Source organism: Mycobacterium heidelbergense (assembly GCF_010730745.1).
GTDB lineage: Bacteria > Actinomycetota > Actinomycetes > Mycobacteriales > Mycobacteriaceae > Mycobacterium > Mycobacterium heidelbergense.
Map to the genome: position 1 here is coordinate 4,915,052 of NZ_AP022615.1, position 20,424 is coordinate 4,935,475.

Annotated in this window: 12 protein-coding genes and 2 pseudogenes; 8 read left to right on the forward strand and 6 right to left on the reverse strand. The window is 67.0% G+C overall.

The genetic code is table 11. The features are described from left to right. Positions 1-1,328: 1,328 nt before the first annotated feature. From G6N25_RS22865 to G6N25_RS22875, 3 genes and pseudogenes are all read left to right on the forward strand, one after another. Positions 1,329-2,540 (forward strand): hypothetical protein, encoded by a 1,212-nt coding sequence (locus G6N25_RS22865; protein ID WP_142272706.1) that lies wholly within the window; start codon positions 1,329-1,331, stop codon positions 2,538-2,540. Between the two features lie 156 nt (positions 2,541-2,696). Then, positions 2,697-2,837 (forward strand): annotated as a pseudogene (locus tag G6N25_RS24055) (EstA family serine hydrolase); the annotation flags it as partial. A gap of 33 nt (positions 2,838-2,870) precedes the next feature. Beyond that, positions 2,871-3,440, forward strand: a complete 570-nt coding sequence (locus tag G6N25_RS22875; protein WP_083074850.1) for a mismatch-specific DNA-glycosylase — start codon at positions 2,871-2,873, stop codon at positions 3,438-3,440. Here G6N25_RS22875 and G6N25_RS22880 read toward each other — a convergent pair. Continuing rightward, complete coding sequence (locus tag G6N25_RS22880) at positions 3,430-4,749, reverse strand: aminotransferase class I/II-fold pyridoxal phosphate-dependent enzyme (RefSeq protein WP_083074805.1); 1,320 nt, start codon at positions 4,747-4,749, stop codon at positions 3,430-3,432. The two genes, G6N25_RS22875 and G6N25_RS22880, sit on opposite strands and share 11 nt — an antisense overlap. Positions 4,750-4,793: 44 nt before the next feature. Between G6N25_RS22880 and G6N25_RS22885 the strand changes: the two genes are divergently transcribed. Continuing rightward, the gene (locus tag G6N25_RS22885) at positions 4,794-5,453 is read left to right on the forward strand and encodes a pyridoxamine 5'-phosphate oxidase family protein (RefSeq protein WP_163672547.1); all 660 of its coding nucleotides are present in this window, start codon (positions 4,794-4,796) and stop codon (positions 5,451-5,453) included. Between the two features lie 72 nt (positions 5,454-5,525). Here the strand turns inward: G6N25_RS22885 and ilvA are convergent, their stop codons facing one another. The 4 genes and pseudogenes from ilvA to fadD11 form a co-directional block, all read right to left on the reverse strand. Next, a complete protein-coding gene (ilvA, locus tag G6N25_RS22890) occupies positions 5,526-6,815 on the reverse strand; it encodes a threonine ammonia-lyase (protein ID WP_083074808.1) in 1,290 nt (429 codons plus the stop codon). A gap of 33 nt (positions 6,816-6,848) precedes the next feature. Beyond that, positions 6,849-7,286: a nitroreductase family deazaflavin-dependent oxidoreductase gene (locus G6N25_RS22895; RefSeq protein ID WP_083074810.1), complete on the reverse strand. Its 438-nt coding sequence runs from the start codon at positions 7,284-7,286 to the stop codon at positions 6,849-6,851. A gap of 187 nt (positions 7,287-7,473) precedes the next feature. Then, a pseudogene (locus G6N25_RS22900) lies at positions 7,474-9,383 on the reverse strand (lysophospholipid acyltransferase). After that, complete coding sequence (fadD11, locus tag G6N25_RS22905) at positions 9,380-11,206, reverse strand: fatty acid--CoA ligase FadD11 (protein ID WP_083074811.1); 1,827 nt, start codon at positions 11,204-11,206, stop codon at positions 9,380-9,382. Before fadD11 ends, G6N25_RS22900 begins: the two are co-directional and overlap by 4 nt. A 170-nt stretch (positions 11,207-11,376) precedes the next feature. Here fadD11 and G6N25_RS22910 point away from each other — a divergent pair, with 170 nt between their 5' ends. Then, complete coding sequence (locus G6N25_RS22910; protein ID WP_083074813.1) at positions 11,377-12,627, forward strand: metal-dependent hydrolase family protein; 1,251 nt, start codon at positions 11,377-11,379, stop codon at positions 12,625-12,627. A gap of 10 nt (positions 12,628-12,637) precedes the next feature. Here G6N25_RS22910 and dnaE read toward each other — a convergent pair whose 3' ends face one another. Further along, positions 12,638-16,216 carry a DNA polymerase III subunit alpha gene (dnaE, locus tag G6N25_RS22915; RefSeq protein ID WP_083074814.1) on the reverse strand — a complete coding sequence of 1,193 codons (3,579 nt, stop codon included), beginning with the start codon at positions 16,214-16,216 and terminating at the stop codon, positions 12,638-12,640. A gap of 101 nt (positions 16,217-16,317) precedes the next feature. On the opposite strand from dnaE, the gene G6N25_RS22920 reads away from it, so the two are divergent. From G6N25_RS22920 to G6N25_RS22930, 3 genes are all read left to right on the forward strand, one after another. Next, positions 16,318-16,926 carry a TetR/AcrR family transcriptional regulator gene (locus tag G6N25_RS22920; RefSeq protein WP_083074816.1) on the forward strand — a complete coding sequence of 203 codons (609 nt, stop codon included), beginning with the start codon at positions 16,318-16,320 and terminating at the stop codon, positions 16,924-16,926. 142 nt (positions 16,927-17,068) lie between these two features. Then, on the forward strand, positions 17,069-17,500 hold the full coding sequence (locus G6N25_RS22925; RefSeq protein WP_179961692.1) for an MmpS family transport accessory protein: 432 nt from the start codon (positions 17,069-17,071) through the stop codon (positions 17,498-17,500). Continuing rightward, a complete protein-coding gene (locus G6N25_RS22930) occupies positions 17,497-20,406 on the forward strand; it encodes an MMPL/RND family transporter (RefSeq protein WP_083074819.1) in 2,910 nt (969 codons plus the stop codon). Before G6N25_RS22925 ends, G6N25_RS22930 begins: the two co-directional genes overlap by 4 nt. Positions 20,407-20,424 lie beyond the last annotated feature (18 nt).

A 20,424-nucleotide genomic window follows, 5' to 3' on the forward strand; every position in this document is an offset into this window, starting at 1 on the left:
GTGGCCGTTCTGCTGGCGAGTGAGGCGAGTTCGTTCCGTGCGCCAGCGAACATATAGTGGAGATGCCGACCCGCGAGAGCGGATGAGGGGTGGGTGGTGCTGGGCCGTTGAATCTGCGGTGATGTCACTCGCGGCTACCGGAGCGACCCTAGCCGTAACGTGGGGGCGAGGCTGCGAGCAAACGCTATCGCCTTATTTGTTATCGGTCCTTACAGGCCGGCGAGCTGCACGTACTCGTGAAGAACTTGGGCCCGTGGCGTTTTCGGGTGGCTTTGGGTGATCGCTTCAGAAACGCGTAGCTCCGCAACCATCATAGAGATGAGAAGCTTGTGGTAGTCACGCTTTCCACGTGTCATAGCAAACTTTGCCCGCCACTAAAATAGTTAAATATGATATTACCTATCGGTAGTGCACCGAGACGCATTCACTCCCGCACTTACCGATAGCTATTGCCACGGCACTACGATTGTTCGCCAGGGTTTATGGCGCGCTCTGGTATTTGCTGAGGACACTGCTTGACCGCCGACATTGACGCGGTCAGACGGCGCTCGTCGCCGAGGCGCTGGGCTCTGTTGTGGCAGGCAGCGCACGAGGGCGTCGCGAGGCGCCTCAATCTCCGACCCACGTGATCTGCGACAGCCCGGTGTCGGCCAGCGAGGAAGACCTTCCCGCACCCGCCGGGGCCACCGCTGTTTCCGAGGTAGCCGACCACCCCGGCGATCACCCCGCCATCACTGCCGGGACCACCTGCGTGCGCACTGTCTCACAGTCCACCCAAGAGGTTGGTGGGCGTGGTGCGCCCGCCTTGTCCCGGGTGAGCGCTGGTGGTGGATCGTCGGGCTGTGCGGTATTAGCTTGTGCCACAAGCCCGCCGGCGCCGCCTGGTCCGGTGTGCGCTGACCCTTCGCTTGCTGTCGCTGACTTCCACCTATGGTGATCTCCTCGTGCCGTAGCGGTACAGGACAAGCCGCACGACTGTTTTCACCAACCGCTCGCATCAGCATGCTGTGCACCGCTCGGTGGAATCCGGCACGTTGAGGAGAAGTGACCTGCCGGGTTGTGAGCGGATCGAGACGCTCACGGCAAGGCCTTGTGGACGCCCGGCAACGACGCTCCGTCGAGATACCCCAATGCTGCCAATAAATTGTTTTCCTCAACGCCGTCCATTGGCTTAATTCGGGTAATAGTTTCTGGGATTCCTCAGGCAGCGTTTGCTGCTAATTCATATCGTCGCAGTTAATTGCCTATTTTGTTCTCATGATTCGTCCAACGTATTTCACGACTATGTTGAACCCGTCGTTATCCGGAATTGTATAAAGGAGATGGTCGTGGACCTCGCAGCCCGCCCCCACATCACCGCCGCAGTCGCTTTGGCCAGCGCCGCCGTCCTCGCCGCCGGCCCCATAGCCCAGCACCTACCCGACCTTCACGTCGCCCAAGAACTACGCCACGTGAGCATGTCCGAGATCAACCTTACCGACGCCGCCAGTGGCACGATGGATCTGTTCTCCGGCGTAGAGAACGAACTTGCCTCACTCGTCGGCGGTGCGGCCGCGACCGCAGTACCGGCGGACACTCTTACCAGCATCGAATCGTGGCTTCCCATCCAAACCTGGAACGCCGTCGCCGTCGGGGCGAACACCAACATTGCGTCACTCGTCCAGCAATTCGAAGCTGAACCCTTCCCGCTGTTGCAGCAGGTCGCCGCCAACTGGCTGCAGTACGGAGTCGAATATGTGACGCCGTTCAAAACCTCTTCAAAAAATCTCCTTTTACTCACCACCTCGGCTAAACCAGGGTCCGGTTTCGTGGCTGGGCTGCAAAATGCATGGGCGCTGATCAACGCGGGCAACATTTCGGGTGCGGTCTCCCAGCTAGAAGCCACGCTGTTCCAAAATTTGGCGGTCTCGGTAGGTCAGCCGCTCGAAGAAACGCTGACATTCCCGGGGCAGATCTTGCAGAACCTCACCAACGCGTATAACTACCTCACTGGCCCCATTTTGGCGGGTATCGGTACTCAGCTCCTACTTAATGTCCCAGCCAAGTTCACGACCTCACTTGGCAACGGCCTTCAAGCTATTTACAATTCCTGGGTAGCCGCAGATCCGTCAGGGCTCGCAACCAACATTCTTAACCTCCCTGGCGCGGTCACCAATGCGACCCTCAACGGACTTATAAACAAAAACGGGCTCTACAATGGCGGCATACTCAGCGAATACAATGGTTTAGTGCAAGCTCTTTTCGTGGGGACCGGCCAGAATCTTGCGACCCAGATCGTCGCTCCCGGCTCCCAGAACATATCGACGGGCGGAAGCCTCCAGGTAGCGGCCCAGACCTTCATCAACACACTGACCCAAGGGTGGCCGGCATGGGGTACTTACCTCAATTCGCAGCTCGCCAACATCCCTGGTGAATTGACTGCGGCGCTGCAAAATCTCCCATCAACTCTCCCGCAACTGTTGAGCGGTTTCGCGGGAGCCGCCGGAGCATTCGCAAGCCAGCTGGGCACCTTGCTCATCAACCTGCTCAAGCTGCTCTGACTCCGTTGGTAGGTCGCCGATGCGAGCCGGCGACCTACCAACGGCGATTGGCCCCCTTCGGCGAGAAGGGGGCCAATTCGCTGGATGGCCACTCGTCAGGTTCGTGTGCGCCCAGCATGGGCATTCGCTAGGACGTGTGAGTCCTCTGAAGGCGAAGGTGGTTTAACTCCGGACACCGGTATCGGATACGGCTACGTGATGAACAAGTTGGGTTTTCACCTGGTGAGCGACCCGAGGGAACTCGCCCTCCGTAACGCTCTGTTTCACGAGGTCCTCGGGACCAGGCCACAAGCCTGAAACGGGCCCGGGCAATACTGCGCTATGGACGAGATCCGGTTCACGCGCGACGAACTGAAACGGTTCCACGGTAAGACCCTGCCGGACCTGATGTCCGACCACGTCCGACTACTGTTCGTGGGAATCAATCCTGGGTTGAGAACCGTTGCGGTTCAGGCTCATTTCGCCCCTCGCGGCAACCGGTTCTGGCCGGCGCTCTACCGCGCGGGCATCACCGATCGTCTGATCGACGCCTCGTCGGGGTTTGCGCCGGACGACCGAGAATACCTGCTGGATCGCGGGATTGGCATCACGAACCTCGTCGAGAGGGCGACCGCGAACGCGGCCGAACTCACGGCGGACGAGCTCGTCAAGGGCGGGCAGAAACTGCACCGAACGATTCGGCGATTCTCGCCCCGGGTCGTCGCCGTCCTGGGGATCACCGCCTACCGCGAAGCCTTCGACGACCGTCGGGCGACGGCGGGCAGGCAGGCGTCGCCGTACCCGGCAACCGAGCTGTGGGTAGTCCCCAATCCGAGCGGCCGCAACGCCCACGCGTCGCTGCCCGGCCTCGCGGCCGCCTACGGCGAAGTCGCCCGCGCCGCGGGCATCCCTACACGCTAGAACGCCCGGTCCCGCGCACGGCGTCGGCGATGGCGTCGGCGAGGGGATCGATCTCGTCGGCACTCAAGTCGGCGACCGTGACGCGCATGCCCGGCGCCGTGCGGATCCGGAACCGGGAGCCCGGCGCCGCGGCCCAGCCCGCGCCGATCAGCCGGGTGATCGCGACCGTCTCGTCGGGCACCGGAACCCACACGTTGAGCCCGGACCGGCCGTGGGCGGCAACGCCGCGCTTCCCCAGCGCGGCGCGTAACCCCGTGCGGTTGTTGGTGTATCGCCCCTCGGCCTCGACGACGCGGCGCGTGGCCGCCCCGTCCGACCACAAGCCGACCGCGAGGCCCTGCAGGAGGTGGCTCACCCAGCCCGGCCCGAGCCGCAGCCGCCCGCGCACGCGCTCGACGGTGCGGCGATCCCCGGCGAGCACGGCGACGCGCAGGTCGGGTCCGTAGGCCTTGGACGCCGACCGCACGAACGCCCAGTGGCCGGTCGCCCCGGCCAGCGCGTGCAGCGGCACGCCCGCGATGCCCGCGCAGTGGTCGTCCTCGACGAGCAACACCTCGTGGCCAACCAGCAAGGCGCGCAGCGCTTCCGCACGGTCCGCGGACAGCGCCGCGCCGGTCGGGTTTTGCGCGCGATTGGTGATCACCACCGCCCGCACCCCGCGATCCAGCGCCCGAGCCAGGTCGGCGGCCAGCGGGCCGTCGTCGTCGACCCGCACCGGCTCGGCCGAAAGGCCAAGCGCAGCAAGGAGATCGAGCAGGTTCGCCCAGCCGGGGTCCTCGACGGCCACCCGGTCACCCGGACGCAGGTGCGCGGTGAGTACACGCTCGATGCCGTCCAGCGCACCGCTGGTGACGGCCAGGTGTTCGGCCGGAATGCCCTCCCCCGCCAGCGCGGAACGGGTGTGCTCGACCAGCTCGGGCGTCATCGCCGGCTCCCCGTACAGCAACGGGGTCGCGCGGGCTGGCACCAACCGCGCCCCCGCGATGGGCAACAGGGCCGGATCCGGGTTGCCGGTCGACAGGTCGCGCACGCCCGCGGGGACGTCGAGTCCCAGCAGCGAGCGGGGGGTGGTCGCCGGGCGGTGCCGCACCCGGGTGCCGCGCCGCCCGCCGGTCTCGACGGCCCCGCGATCGCGCAGCAGGCGGTACGCCGCGGCCACGGTGTTGGCGTTCACGCCGAGCTGGCCGGCCAAGTCGCGGATCGGCGGCAGCGCGTCGCCGGGCGCCAGGGCGCCGCGGGAGATGGCCTCTTCGACGTTGGCGGCTATGGACTCGGCGCCCGTTCCCGCTATGCTGCTTTGTACTGGCATGCAACACATTATGTACTAGTACAATTGTCGAGGGCAATCCGTTGATGACCGCATACCGCCCCACCCCGCGAACGACGCCCACCCGCTACCGGGAACGCGCCCGCTACGACCGCAAGACGGTTCACGACATCCTGGACGAGGCCCTGGTCTGTCACCTGGGCTACCTCGGCGCCGGTGGGCCGGTGGTGTTGCCGACGACGCACGCCCGCCACGGCGAAACCCTCTACCTGCACGGTTCCACCGGCGGCGGCCCGATGCTGGCCGCCAGGGCGGCCAAAGCATCGGGGTCGGGCCTGCCCGTCTGCGTCACCGCGACCCTGGTGGACGCCCTGGTGCTGGCCCGGGCGGCCATGCACCATTCGGTGAACTTCCGCTCGGTCGTCGTGCGCGGTGACGCGCGCGTGGTCGACGACCCCGCGGAGAAATCGCGGGCCCTGCGCTGCCTGCTGGATCACATCCGGCCGGGGCGCGCCGCCGACTGCCGGGCCCCGAATGAACGCGAACTCGCCGCGACCGGGGTGCTCGCCCTCGATCTCGTCGAGGTCTCCGCGAAGGTGCGCACCGGCGCGCCCGTCGACGACCCGGAGGACGTCGCGCTGCCGCACTGGGCGGGCGTCGTGCCGCTGAGCCTGACGGCCGGGACTCCCGTCCCGGCCGTCGACCTCGACCCCGCCACCCCGGTGCCGAGCTACCTCCACCCGTGAGCGTGCGTGTCTGTACAGCATCGACCGGCGTGTTGCGTACAACTGCGCACGCTCGCCGCGAAAAAGCCGGGGCTACAACAGATAACGGTAGGCCGGCGAACCGGGCTCGAGGGCCTCGACATGGATGTCGGTGGCCCGCATCCGCGCCAGCAGGCCATCCAGGTCCGCGGCCGAACCCAACTCGATACCGACCAGCGCCTCACCGGTGTCGCGGTTGTTGCGCTTGACGTACTCGAACAGGGTGATGTCGTCGTTGGGCCCGAGCACGTCGTCGAGGAACCGCCGCAGCGCGCCCGGCTCCTGCGGAAAGTCCACCAGGAAGTAGTGCTTGAGGCCGAGGTGGACCAGCGAGCGCTCCAGCACCTCGCCGTAGCGCGACACGTCGTTGTTGCCGCCCGAGATGAGGCACACCACCGTGGACCCGGGCTCGATGTCGGCCTCCAGGAGGCCCGCCACCGACAGGGCGCCCGCCGGCTCGGCGACGATGCCCTCGTTCTGATACAGGTCCAGCATCGCGGTGCACACGGCGCCCTCGTCGACCGCGGTGATCGACACCATGTCGCCGGCGGCGGCCAGCGCCGCATAGGTCAGCGTCCCGGCCCGCCGCACCGCGGCGCCGTCGACGAACTGGTCGACGTCATCCAGCGTGACCGGCCCGCCGGCGGCCAGCGCGGCCATCATCGCCGCGGCGCCGGCCGGCTCGACGCCCAGCACCGCCGTGTTCGACGTCCGCTCGGCCAGGTAGGTGGTGATGCCCGCGATGCAGCCGCCGCCGCCCACCGGGACCACCACCAGGTCGGGCTCCGCGTCGAGCTGAGCGAGCAGCTCCACGGCGACGGTGCCCTGGCCGGCGATGGTGCGCAGGTCGTCGTACGGCGGCACGAGCGTGGCGCCGGTGCGTTCGACGTCGGCCAACGCCGCCTCGGCGGCCAGGTCGTAGGTCGACCCCCCCACGATCAGCTCGATGAAATCCCCGCCGTGGTAGCGGATCCGGTCGCGCTTTTGCTTGGGCGTCTTGGCGGGCACATACACGCGGCCGTGCACGCCCAGCGTCCGGCACGCGAAGGCGAAGCCCTGCGCGTGGTTGCCGGCCGACGAACACACGACGCCCGCGGCCAGCTCCGCGTCGGACAGCTGCACCAGCAGGTTGTAGGCGCCGCGCAGCTTGTACGAGCGCACCACCTGCAGGTCCTCGCGCTTGAGGTAGACCCGCGCGCCCGCGATCGCCGACAGCCGATCGCTCAGCTGCAACGGCGTGGGCGTGACCACCGGCGCGATCCGCCGCGCCGCGGCGTCGATGTCAGCCGCGCACAACGGCTGAGTCCCCGGGGCGCTCGGGCTCTGGCTCAGGTCAGCGGACACCGATCAATGGTGCCATGCCACCCAACTGGGAATTCAGCTCACCGGTGTCAACACGAACACCGGGATCTGGCGTTCGGTCTTTTTCTGGTATTCGGCGTAGTCGGGCCAGGCCTCGACGGCGCGCTCCCACCAGGCGGCCTTCTCGTCGCCGAACACCTCGCGTGCCTCGTAGTCGCGCGTGACGGCGCCGTCCTGCAGCTCGACGCGGGGGTTCGCCGTGACGTTGTGGTACCAGACCGGGTTCTTCGGCGCGCCGCCGAGCGAGGCGACGATCGCGTACTCGCCGTCGTGCTCGACGCGCATCAGCGGGGTCTTGCGGAGCTTGCCGGTCCTGGCCCCGACGGTGGTCAGCAGGATGATCGGCTTGCCCTTCATGTCCGCGGCTTCGGCGCCTCCCGATTCGGCGTACTTGTCGGCCTGTTCACGGGACCAATCCAGCGGGCTGGGTGCGTATTCACCTGAAAGCGGCATGCCTCCAACTCTAGGCCAGACTCAATCCGGCTTCAGCGGGATTGGCCCGCGCTTCATCCGGCTCAGGATTCCCCACTGCCGCAGAAAGTTTGGGATATACCGATGCGCCCCTGGCGGCGACGCGGCGCCAGTCGCCGGGAGCCGGGCACGGGCACGGGCTCGGGCACGCGACGACGGGGAGTGTCCCCTATTGCGTGCCCCCGACGCCAACCGCTGGCCTGGCCAGCTCCGCGATGGTGTTGACCCGCCGGATGGCCGTGGCGATCTCGTCGGCGAATCGGCGCCGCCGTCCGGCGATGTCGGGATCCCCGGAGCCGTCCACCAGCTCACGGTGCCGGGCCAACCGCAGCGCGGTCTTGAACAGCTCCATCGACCGCGACTCGGCGCTGGCGATCCTGCGCTGCAGCTCCCACTGCTTGCCCACCTCGAGGCACTCGGCGAGGAAGGCTTCCTCCTCGAAGCATTCGTCCTCGAGGGCGGCCAGCCGGTCCGCGACGATGTGGTAGGCGTCCAGGAACGGACGCAACACCAGATGCGCCAGCAGCAGGTCGGCGCGCTCCAGCAGCCGCCGCACGTCGGCCGCGCCGGCGGCCTTGGTGGTGTCTACCGGGTCGTCCGCCGGCCCGATCAGCCGCACCTCGTCGGCGAGGTCCTTTTCGAACTGCGCGCGTGCGGAGAACAGGAACTCGAACTTCAGCAGCTCGCGCAGGCTCAACGCCTCGTCGCGCACGGTCGCCGGCAAGACGGAGCCGTCGACGCAGGTCTCCGCGGCGGCCAGCAACGCCGTCTCGGCGATGGCGCGATCGACCAGGATGTGGATGGCGGTGTTGCGGTAGAACGCCGCGACCAGGTGCCGTTCCGCCCCGATGCCCCACACCGGCTCGGTGCCGGCGTCGTAGACGCTGACCACGCCGGACGCGACGAGCTGATGCAACGTCCACCGGATCGTCGAGCGATTGGTCAGGTCCGCGGCACCGGCCACCACCCAGTTCCGCGCCGCGATGTAGCTGGCCAGCGGGCGCACGGTGGCCAGCACCTCGCTGATCGACAACGACCGGTCCGCGCCCAGCAGCGCGAGGCTGACCACCGCGGTGGGCGTAACGGGGGTGGCGCGGTTGATCCTGTGCTCGACGTCCAGCGCGATGCGTTCGATTTCGGTCCCGGTCCCGGATGCCGAGGTATCCAGGGCGCGCAGCTCCTCGAGGCGCTTGCGCAGCGGCAGCGGTTCGCCGAAGTCCAGGTACGCGCGGCCCAGCCGCTCGCCCTGCTGGCGCGCCAGCCGGACCAGAAACCGAAGGTCCTCGGGCCGTTTCACCGCGCCGTAGGCCTCGGTGGTCATCGCCTCCACCTCGTGCAGCTGGTCGTACACGATGGAGGTCGGCACCAAATAGACCTCGGGACCGTCGATTTCGTCGACGGCGTCGCTGATGTAGCGCAGGATCCCGAACACCGGGGGCCGCAGCTTGCCAGTCCTGGTCCGGCCGCCCTCGATCGACCAAGTGAGGTTGGCATGGCTTTGCACCAGCTGCGCGGCGTAGGCCCGCAGCGCGAACCGGTAGACGGGAATGTCCCTGGTCTGACGCCGGATGAAGATCGCCCCGGTACGTTTGGCCCAGGCGCCCATCGGAAAGAAGTTCAGGTTCGCGCCGCCGAACGTCAGCGCGGGCGAGAGCCGGTTCGCCTGGATCACCTCGGGCAGCAGCATGCCGTCCAAGTAGGAGCGATGCGAAAAGGCAAACGCCAGCGTCGCTTTGCGGTCCAGCCTGCGCAGCTGCGCGACCTGATCCTCGTCGACCAGCACGTCGTAGGCCCGCATCAGCCAGCGGCTGAACCCGCGCCAGGCCCGCACCGCCCGCTCGTCCAGCGAGGCCGCCATCTCGCGCAGGTAGCCCGCGGCCTCGGCGCGCACGCCGTCCGGGTCGCGGCCCAGCTCCCGGCCAGCCGTTCGAGCCGCCGGTCGTACCACGGCGCCGCCAACAGCCGGACCACCTCGGCCGGGTCGGTCGGCAACGGCGCCGTCGATTCGTCGACGATTCCGGTGCGCTGCAGCAGCTTTCGCATCCCGACGCGACCGGCCTCGCGCGCTCCCCCGCTCATGCCGGCCGCACCGTTGCGGCGTCGGAGGGCTCGTGGACCTCCGGATGCAGATCGGAGAAATAGAGCTCCTCGATCTCGCCCGCATACTTCGTCATGATGGGCTTGCGCTTGAGTTTCATCGTCAGCGTGATCTCGTCCCCGCCGGGCTCCCACAGCGTCGGCAACACCCGGAAGCGCTTGATCTGTTCCACCCGTGACAGGTTGGCGTTGCCCTTGGCCACACCGGCGGCGATCCGCGCGATGACCTCCGGGTGGGCCGCCAACGCCGCGGGAGACGCGTCGGACAGCCCGTGCCGGGCCGCGTACGGTCCGACCGACTCGGCGTCGAAGACCATGAGCGCGGTGTTGTACGGTCGTCCGTCGCCGATCGTGATCATCACGCCGACCATCGGGCAGGCCGCCAGGATGGCGTTCTCGATGTTGGCCGGCGACATGTTCTTTCCGGCCGCGTTGATGATCAGCTCCTTCTTGCGGTCGACCACCCGCAGGTAGCCCTCGGCGTCGACCTCGATGATGTCGCCGGTGTGCAGCCAGCCGTCTTCGTCGATCGCCTCCGCGGTCTTCGCCGGCTCCTTGCGGTAGCCCTTCATCACCAGCGGGCCGCGGACCAGGTACTCGCCGTCCTCGGCGACCCTGCCCTCCAGGCCGGGGAGCAGCCTGCCGACGCTGCCCAGCCGCATGTCGTCCGGATGTGACACGCTGGCAGCGCAACTCAGCTCCGACATGCCCCACACCTCGCTGATCGGGATTCCGATCCCGGCAAAGAACGCCAGCGTCTCGTTCGGGATCGGCGCCGCCCCGGACACCGCCCACCGCAATTCGGAGAAGCCCAGCCGCTCCCGCAGCCTCGAGAGCACCATGTCGTCGGCGGTCCGCCATTCCGCGGCGACGTCGTCGGGCACCGCGGCGCCGGCGAGCAGCGCGGCCGCGCGCTTGGCGGCCACCGACAGGCCCCACTGCAAGGCTTGGCGCTTCGTCTCGTCCGGCTCGTTGGCGGCGGCGAAATCTATTGCGGCCTTGAGCTTCTCCCACACCCGCGGCACCGCCGCCCAGACGGTGGGCCGCACGTCGGGCAGCGCGGCGGCGATGGCGCGCGGGTCGGGCACCACGGTGACCTGTGTGCCGGACACCTCCAGGGAATACAGGGCCATCATCCGGTCGGCGATGTGGGCCGACGGCAGGTACGACGTCGTCCGATCACCGAACCGGCTGCCGAGCACCGCGTCGAGCCCGAACGCCTCGAACAGCAGGTTGGCATGCGTCATCTCCACGCCCTTGGGGTTTCCGGTGGTCCCGGACGTGTAGATAAGCGTGACGATGTCGTCGGGGCGCACCGCCCGCCACGTCGATTCGAAGTCGAAATCCGGTCGCGCGGCGGCATACAGGTCGTCCACCGACAGGGTGCCGGCCGGTGAACCGTCGATGCAGACGATGTGCTCGACGGGCGCGCCGCTGGCGCGGATGCGGTCCACGTACTGCTCCTCGCACACCACGACCCTGGTGCCGGCGTTGTCGAACAGGTAGGTCAGCTGCTCGGCGGGCAGCGTGTTGTACACCGAAAACGACGTGGCACCGAGGTGTTGGGCGCCCACCTCGAGCGGATAGAACTCGATCCGGTTGGCCATCATCAGCGACACCGTGTCGCCGCGCCCGATCCCCAAACCGGCCAGGCCGGCGGCGACCTGTCGCACCTGCGCCGCGAGCTCCCGCCATGTCAGCGTCCGGGTGCCGCCGGGCGTCCGGAGCGCGACGGTGTCGGGATCGATCGACGCGGTGCGCTGGAACGCCTCGCACAGGGTGGCCGGCCGCTGGTTTGTCGTCATGTCGGGTGCTCCTCGGCGCCGGATCGGCTACTGCTCACACATCGGTGAGCGTACGTCCGCGATCAGGGGCGCGGAATACATTGCGCGCATCGGCGGTACGTTCGGACCATGCGGGCGGCATCCGCCCGCGAGGCCGGGTCCCGCCGGCCACGACACGAGAGGTTGCGACGATGGCAGCGACGCTGATCACGGGTGCGGCCGTGTGGGACGGGGTCTCCGACCGGGCGGTGCCGCAACAGCTGCTGGTCGTCGACGATCGCATCCAGCGGTTGGCCGAGGCGGTCGAGGCGCCGGCCGGCGCGGAGGTGATCGACCTGTCCGGCCACACCCTGACTCCAGGGTTCATCGACTGCCACACCCACGTGACGTTGACGCCGCAGGTCGGTCCCGCCATGGCGGCCGACTCGAGCGTCGCGAGGGCGCTGAAGTCGCTGCCGGTGTTGCGGGCGTTGCTGGGAAACGGGTTCACCACGATCCGCGATCTGGCCTGCGGGGATTCCGACTACCCGACGATCGCCCTGCGTGACGCGGTGGCGGCCGGCACCATTGACGGCCCCCGGATGCTGGTTGCCCCGCACATGATTTCCGCGCGCGGCGGCCACGGCGACTTCAGCGGAATGGTCGCCGACCAATACCAGGGCCCGTCGCGGCCGCTGGAGTTGGCGGCGGCCGACGGTGACGACGAGATCCGCACCAGGGTCCGGCAGGAGATCCGCGCCGGCGCCGACTGGATCAAGTTTGCGGCCACCGGCGGCTTCGCCTCGCCGTCGGACGATCCCGGCCACGCCACCTATAGCCAGCACGAGATGGACGTCCTGGTGGCGACGGCCGCCGACCTCGATGTCCCAGCCACCCCGCACAGTTACGGCGACGAAGGCATCCGGCGCGCCATTCGCGCCGGCGTTCGCAGCATCGAACACGGAAACCTCGCGTCGGCCGAGACGCTGCGAATGATGCAGGACGCCGGGGTGTTTTTGGTGCCCACCCAGTACGTCGTCCTGTCCAGCGCCCGGCGGGAGGAAAACGACCCCTATTGGGACACCGTCTCGCCTTCCCTGCGCCGCAAATTCCGGAGGTACCGCGGGGCCCTGGTGGACGCCGCGGAGCGGCTGGCCGCGAGCACGGTCCGGATCGCGTTCGGGACCGACGCCGGAATGTTTCCCCACCAGGACAATTGGCGCGAATTCCCGATGATGGTGTCCACCGGCATCGCCCCCGTGCGCGCCCTGCGGGCGGCCACCAGCGTGGCGGCCGAACTACTCCGCCTCGACGACCTGGGCGTGATCGCCGAGGGCAAGATCGCCGACCTGGTCGCCATGCCCGGGGATCCCTTCACCGACATCGCGGTCACCGGCCTCGTCGACTTCGTCATGAAAGGCGGTGTGGTCCACAAACATCCGGCGGGGTGTCGGGGAGCGTAACCGGCCCGGTTCAGACGCCCAGGCACCCCGGGCCGAGCAGCTCCTTGAGGTCGCCCATCAGCGCCGGGGAGGGCGTCACCCGCAGCGACTGGTCGAGCTCGAGCGTGGTGATCCGGTCCCCGCTGACCAGCCGCAGGTGGACCTGGGAGGTGCCGGGGTGGCGCGCCAACACCTGCTTGAGCGCGCTCACCTTGTCGAGGGTGCACTGTCGCGTCGGCATGCTGACCGCCAGCGGCCGGTCCGCCTGCGCGTGGGAAAAGTCGGGCACCACAAGCTCGTTGGCGATCAACGCGATCCGGTCATCGCGGATGGCCACCTTCGCGTTGACCAGCACCACCGCGTCGTCGACGATGTCGGCGCCGAACGTGGAGTACGCGTGCGGGAAGAACATCACCTCGATGCCGCCGGTGAGGTCTTCCAATTGCGCCGAGGCCCAGGGCATCCCGTTCTTGTTGACCCGCCGGTTCACCGAGGCCAGTATGCCGCCCACCCGAACCTGGCTGTCGTTGGCGACGTCGCCGTCCAGGATCGCCGGGATCGCGGTGTCGACCTGCGCCGCCAGCAGGTGTGCCACCCGGTTGAGCGGATGCCCGGACACGTACAGCCCCAGCATTTCTCGCTCCAGGGCCAGCTTGTGCTTGTCCTCCCACTCGTCGTCGGGCACCTTGATGGTGAACACCGCGTCGGTGCCGGCGTCCTGCCCATCACCCCAGTCGCCGAACAGGTCGAACTGCCCCATCGCCTCGGCCTTCTTGGTGCCCAGCACGGAGTCGACGGCGTCGGTGTGCACCAGGAACAGGCCCTTGCGGGCATGGCCCAGCGAATCGAAGGCGCCCGCCTTGATCAGCGATTCGGTGACCTTCTTGTTGCACGCCGAGATGTCGATCTTGTTGAGGTAGTCCGAGAAGTCGGTGAACTTGCCCTTCTCGCCGCGGGTGCCGATCAACGAGCCGACGACGTTGGCGCCGACGTTGCGCACCGCGCCCAACCCGTAGCGGATGTCGGTGCCCACCGACGCGAAGTTCAGGCCGGACTCGTTGACGTCCGGCGGCAGCACCGTGATGCCCAGCTTGCGGCAGTCGGCGAGGTAGACGGCCGCCTTGTCCTTGTCGTCGCCGACCGAGGTCAGCAGGCCGGCCATGTATTCCGCGGGATAGTTCGCCTTGAGGTAGGCGGTCCAGTAGGAGACCATGCCGTAGCCCGCGGCGTGGGACTTGTTGAACGCGTAGTCGGCGAACGGAAGGATGGTGTCCCACAACGCTTTGATCGCCGCCGGCGAGAACCCGTTGCCCTTCATGCCGTCGGAGAATCCCTCGAACTCCTTCTCCAGCACCTCGCGCTTCTTCTTGCCCATGGCCTTGCGCAGAATGTCGGCTCGGGCCAGCGAGTAGCCGGCCACCTTCTGCGCGATGCGCATGATCTGCTCCTGATACACGATCAGGCCGTAGGTCTCGGCGAGGATCTCGCGCAGCGGTTCCTCGAGCTCCGGGTGGATGGGCCGGATCGCCTGCCGGTTGTTCTTGCGGTCGGCGTAGTCGTTGTGCGCGTTCATGCCCATCGGCCCGGGCCGGTAGAGCGCGATGACGGCGACCACGTCCTCGAACCCGGTCGGCTGCATCCGGCGCAGCAGGTCGCGCATCGGCCCGCCGTCGAGCTGGAACACCCCCAGGGTGTCGCCGCGGCCCAGCAGCTCGTAGGTGGCCTTGTCGTCGAGCGGCACGGATTCCAGGTCGAGGTCAATTCCCCTGTTGGCCTTGATGTTCTCGATCGCGTCGCCGATGATCGTCAGGTTGCGCAGCCCCAGGAAGTCCATCTTCAGCAGGCCGATGGCCTCGCACGACGGGTAATCCCAGCCGGTGATGATGGCCCCGTCCTGCGGGCGCTTCCACAGCGGGATGGCCTCGGTCAGCGGCTCGCTGCTCATGATCACCGCGCAGGCGTGCACGCCGGCGTTGCGGATCAGGCCCTCCAGGCCGCGCGCGGTCTGGTAGATGGTGCGCACGTCGGGGTCGGTCTCGATCAGGCCGCGCACCTCGGCGGCCTCCTTGTAGCGCTCGTGGTTGGGGTCGGTGATCCCCGCGAGCGGGATGTCCTTGGCCATGATCGCCGGCGGCAGCGCCTTGGTGATCCGGTCGGCGATGGCGAAGCCCGGCTGGCCGTAGTGGATCCGCGCCGAATCCTTCAGCGCCGCTTTGGTTTTGATGGTGCCGAAGGTGATGACCTGGGCCACCCGGTCGGAGCCCCACTTGTCGGCGGCGTAGCGCACCATCTCGCCGCGGCGGCGGTCGTCGAAGTCGATGTCGATGTCGGGCATCGAGGTGCGTTCGGGGTTGAGGAACCGCTCGAACAGCAGGCCGTGCGGGATCGGGTCGATGTCGGTGATGCCCAGGGCGTAGGCGACGAGCGAGCCGGCGGCCGAGCCGCGGCCGGGGCCGACCCGGATGCCCACCGACCGCGCGTGGTTGATCAGGTCGGCGACGATCAGGAAGTAGGACGGGAAGCCCTTGCCGCAGATGACGTCGATCTCGTAGGCCGCCCGCGCGGCGTACCCGTCCGGGGGGCCGTCGGGGAACCGTCGGCGCAGCCCGGCCTCCACCTCGTGCCGCAGCCAGGACGCCTGATCGTGCCCCTCGGGCACCGGGAAGACCGGCATCCGGTCGCGCGGCGCCCACACCTCGTCGTAGGGCTGCACCCGCTCGGCGATCAACAAGGTCGAGTCGCAGGCGCCGGGCACCTCGTCGTCCCAGATCTGGCGCATCTCGGCGGCCGACTTGAGGTAGTAGCCGTCGCCGTCGAACTTGAACCGGTTCGGGTCGGAGAGGGTCTTGCCGGTCTGCACGCACAGCAGCGCCTCGTGGTTGTGCGCGGCGTCGCGGGTGACGTAGTGGCAGTCGTTGGTGGCCAGCGGCCGAATCCCCAGCGTGCGGCCGATCGTGAGCAGGCCCTCCCGGACCCGGCGCTCGATCGACAGCCCGTGGTCCATCAGCTCGAGGAAATAGTTGTCGGGGCCGACGATCTCGCGCCACCTGGCGGCCGCCTCCAGCGCCTCCCGGTCGTGTCCCAGCCGCAGCCGGGTCTGCACCTCCCCGGACGGGCAGCCGGTGGTGATGACGATGCCCTCGGCGTGTTCGGCGATGAGCTCGGCATCCATGCGCGACCACTTGCTCAGCTGGCCCTCGAAGGAGGCCAGCGAGGACAGCTTGAACAGGTTCCGCAGGCCGGCGGCGTTCTCGGCCAGCATCGTCAGGTGCGTGTAGGAGCCGCTGCCGGAGACGTCGTCGGCCTTCTGGCCGGGGTCACCCCAGGTGACGCGCCGGGTGTCGAACCGCGAGCCGGGCGCGATGTACGCCTCGACCCCGATGATCGGTTTGATCCCGGCCTTGGTCGCCGCGTTGTAGAACTCGCTGGCCCCAAACATGTTGCCGTGGTCGGTCATCCCGATCGCCGGCATCTCCAGCCGCTCGGCCTCGGCGAGCATCGGGTCGATCTTCGCGGCACCGTCCAGCATCGAGTACTCGGTGTGATTGTGCAGGTGCACGAAGGACGACTCGCGACGAACGCTCGCGTGAGGAGGCAACGAACCGGTCATAGGGACGCCAGTCTATGACCGACCACCGACGCATCCTCGGCGTGTCGCCTCGTGTGTCTCTTGACTCCGGAAGTAGGCGCGACGGATTTAAGGTGGGCGCTATGACCCAGACTGCCGGCGGGTGCGCGGGGTCGTCGCCGTGGTCGCCGCGCGAGGCCGAGTTGCTCGCGGTGACCTTGCGGCTGTTGCAGGAGCACGGTTACGACGGGTTGACGGTGGACGCCGTGGTCGGCGAGGCCCGGGCCAGCAAGGCCACGGTGTACCGGCGCTGGCCCTCGAAAGCCGAACTGGTGCTGGCCGCCTTCATCGAAGGCATCCGCCAGGTGGCCGTCCCGCCGGAAACCGGCACGTTGCGGGGCGATTTGCTGCAGCTCGGGGAGACCATCTGCCGGCAGGGCCAGCAGCACGCCAGCACCATCCGGGCGGTGCTGGTCGAGGTGTCGCGCCGCCCGGCCCTCAACGACGCCCTGCAACACCAATTCCTCGATCAGCGCAAAGCCCTGTTCCAGCACATCCTGCAACGGGCGGTCGACCGGGGTGAGATCGCCGAGGTCGCGATCGCCGACGAACTCTGGGACCTGCTGCCCGGATACCTCATCTTTCGCTCCATCATTCCCGGCCAGGCGCCCACCCGGCGCACCGTGCAAGCCCTTGTCGACGACTTCATCGTCCCCGGCCTCACCCGGTCCCGTAGGTATCAGGACCGTTGATGGTTGTGGAGGAAAGTGTACGGCCTCGTCTCTTGTGCAGTACTGGTCAGTACCGTAGGGTCGTATCCAACGATCGCGGGCACAGCGCCAGCGTGACCGTGTCGCCCGAGCATCGAAAGGCCAACGGGTGAAGGGGATTTCGATGATGTCCCTCGTCAGGCGAGGGTGGGTGGCGCTGGTCGTCGTCGTGGTCGTGACCGTCGCGGGGTTCTGCGTCTATCGACTGCACGGGATCTTCGGATCCCACAACAATACGTCGGCCGGCGGCGGGATCTCGGAACAGACCGAACCGTTCAACCCGAAGCGCATCACCCTTGAGGTCTTTGGTGACCCCGGAGCGGTGGCAACCATCAATTACGTGGACATCAATGTCCAGCCGCGGCAAGTCCTGAACGCGACCCTGCCGTGGTCGTTGACCATGGTCACGACGCAGCCCGGGGCCTTCAGCAACCTTGTGGCGCAAGGCAACAGCGCTTCCCTCGGCTGTCGCATCACCGTCGACGGGGAACTCAAGGACGAGAGGATCGTCAACCAAGTGAACGCCTACACCTTCTGCCTGGTGAAGTCCGCATGAGCGACCAGCACGCCCCGAGGTCTGCGTTGGCGCGCACCATCCGCCGGCTTTCGGTGCCGATCCTGCTGGTGTGGGTGGGCGTGGCCGCCGTCAGCAATATTGCGGTACCGAATCTGGAGGACGTGGCCAAAGCGCACAACGTGTCGCTGAATTCGCCGGATGCGCCGTCGTTTCAAGCGATGAAGCACATGGGCAAAGTGTTCCGCGAGTTCGATTCTGACAGTGCGGCCATGATCGTCCTCGAAGGCGATAAGCCGCTGGGCGACGACGCCCACCGGTTCTACGACGTCCTGGTCCGCAAGCTCGAGCACGACACCAAGCATGTGGAGCACGTCCAGGATTTCTGGGGGGATCCGTTGACGGCGGCGGGCTCGCAAAGCAAGGACGGCAAGGCCGCCTACGTTCAGGTCTACCTTGCCGGCAATCAGGGCGATGCGCTGGCCAACGAGTCCGTCGACACTATCCGCGACCTGGTGGCTCAGACGCCGGCGCCGCCCGGGGTCAAGGCTTATGTGACCGGAGCTGCGCCACTGGTGGCGGATCAGTTCGAAGTGGGCAGCAAAGGTATCTTCAAGGTCACCGTGATCACCGTGTTGGTGATCCTGGTGATGTTGTTTTGGGTCTACCGTTCCCTGGTTACCGCGCTCGTCGTGCTGTTCACGGTCATTATTGAAATGGCCGCGGCCAGGGGCATTGTCGCCTTTCTGGGAAGCGTCGGGTTGATCGGGCTGTCAACGTATTCGACGAATCTGCTCACGCTGCTGGTCATCGCGGCCGGCACGGACTACGCGATATTCTTCCTCGGCCGGTATCACGAGGCGCGGCACGCCGGCGAGGATCGGGAAACCGCTTTCCACACCATGTATCGCGGGACCGCCCATGTGGTCTTGGGCTCGGGCCTGACCGTTGCCGGAGCGGTGTTCTGTCTGCGCTTTACGCGGCTGAATTATTTTCAAAGCCTGGGCATTCCCGCCGCAATCGGCATCATGGTCGCGCTGGCCGCCGCGCTCACGTTGGCCCCGGCCGTGCTTACCGTGGGCAGTCTTTTCGGGCTCTTCGACCCCAAACGCGAGGTGGCGACTCGAGGATGGCGGCGCATCGGCACCGCCATCGTCCGCTGGCCCGGGCCCATCCTGGTGGTGGCTACCGCGGTCGCGCTCATCGGTTTGCTTGCCCTGCCCGGATACAAGACGAGTTACGACGCGCGCCCCTACATGCCGGCCAGCGCCCCGGCCAATCTCGGATATGCGGCCGCGGAGCGGCACTTTTCACAGGCCCGGCTCAATCCCGAACTGCTGATGATCGAAACCGATCACGATATGCGCAATCCGGCCGACATGATCAACTTGGAACGGGTGGCAAAAGCCGTCGCCCACCTGCCCGGCATCGCGCAGGTCCAGTCCATGACCAGGCCGTTGGGAACGCCGATCGAGCACACCTCCTTGGCTTTTCAGATCAGCGCGGGCGCCATCGGCAACATCGAGAACCTGCAATACCAAAAAGACCGCGCGGAGGACATCCTGAAGCAGGCCAACACGCTGAAAGATACGATCAGCATTTTGAATCGACAGTATGCTCTGCAACAACAGCTCGCCGCCTCCACGCACGACGAGACTCAAAGCTTTCACGAGACGATCACCATCATCAATGACCTGCGCGATAAGATCGCGAATTTCGACGACTTCTTCAGGCCGATTCGCAGTTACTTCTACTGGGAGAGGCATTGCTACGATATTCCCGCATGCTTTGCGCTCAGATCCGTTTTCGACGCCATCGACGGTATTGACCAGCTCAGTGCGCAGTTCGAAAAGCTCACCGCGAGCCTGGACAAATTGGACGCCGGGCAGCAGAAATTGGTGACACTGTTGCCGCCCCAGATCGCCGACCAGGAGAAGAATCTCGGACTGACCCTGTCCAACTACGCCACGAACTTCGGGATCAACGCCCAGACGCGCGCGAACACCGACACCGCAACCGCCCTGGGACAGGCGTATGACGCCGCCAAGAACGACGACTCCTTCTACCTGCCTCCCGAGGCTTTCAACAACCCCGAGTTCAAGAGGGGTCTGAAACTGTTCCTCTCGCCGGACGGCAAGGCCGCACGCATGATCATCTCCCACGAAGGCGATCCGGCGACCCCCGAGGGCATCTCCCATATCGACCCCATCAGGAACGCGGCCAAACAGGCCGTGAAAAACACTCCCTTAGGGGACTCCAACATCTATCTCGCCGGCACCGCGGCGACCTATAAGGACATAGCCGACGGCGCCAAATACGATCTCATGATCGCCGGAATAGCCGCGCTGAGCCTGATTTTGATCATCATGTTGATCATCACCCGAAGCCTGGTCGCCGCGATCGTCATCGTCGGGACGGTAGCGCTTTCGCTGGGCGCCTCTTTCGGGCTATCCGTGCTGGTCTGGCAGGATATTTTCGGCATCAAGCTGTACTGGATTTGCCTCGCCCTGTCCGTCATCATCCTCTTGGCGGTGGGATCCGACTACAACCTGTTGCTGATCTCCCGGTTCAGGGAGGAAATTCACGCCGGCTTAAAGACGGGCATTATCCGCGCCATGGCCGGCAGTGGGGCGGTCGTGACCGCCGCCGGCCTGGTGTTCGCCTTCACCATGTCTTCGTTCGTGTTCGCCGCTTTATTGGTGCTGGGTCAGATCGGGACCACCATCGGCCTGGGGCTGCTGTTCGACACGCTGATCGTGCGCTCCTTCATGACGCCGTCCGTCGCCACGCTCCTCGGGCGGTGGTTCTGGTGGCCGCAACGCGTGCGCCCCCGCCCGGCCAGCACGATGCTTCGCCCGTACGGGCCGCGTCCCGCGGTTCGCCAACTGCTGCTCTGGGAAGACGGAGACCCCGCGGTGGCTTCCGACTCACCGTCACGCATTCGGTGACACAGACAGGCCTTGCCC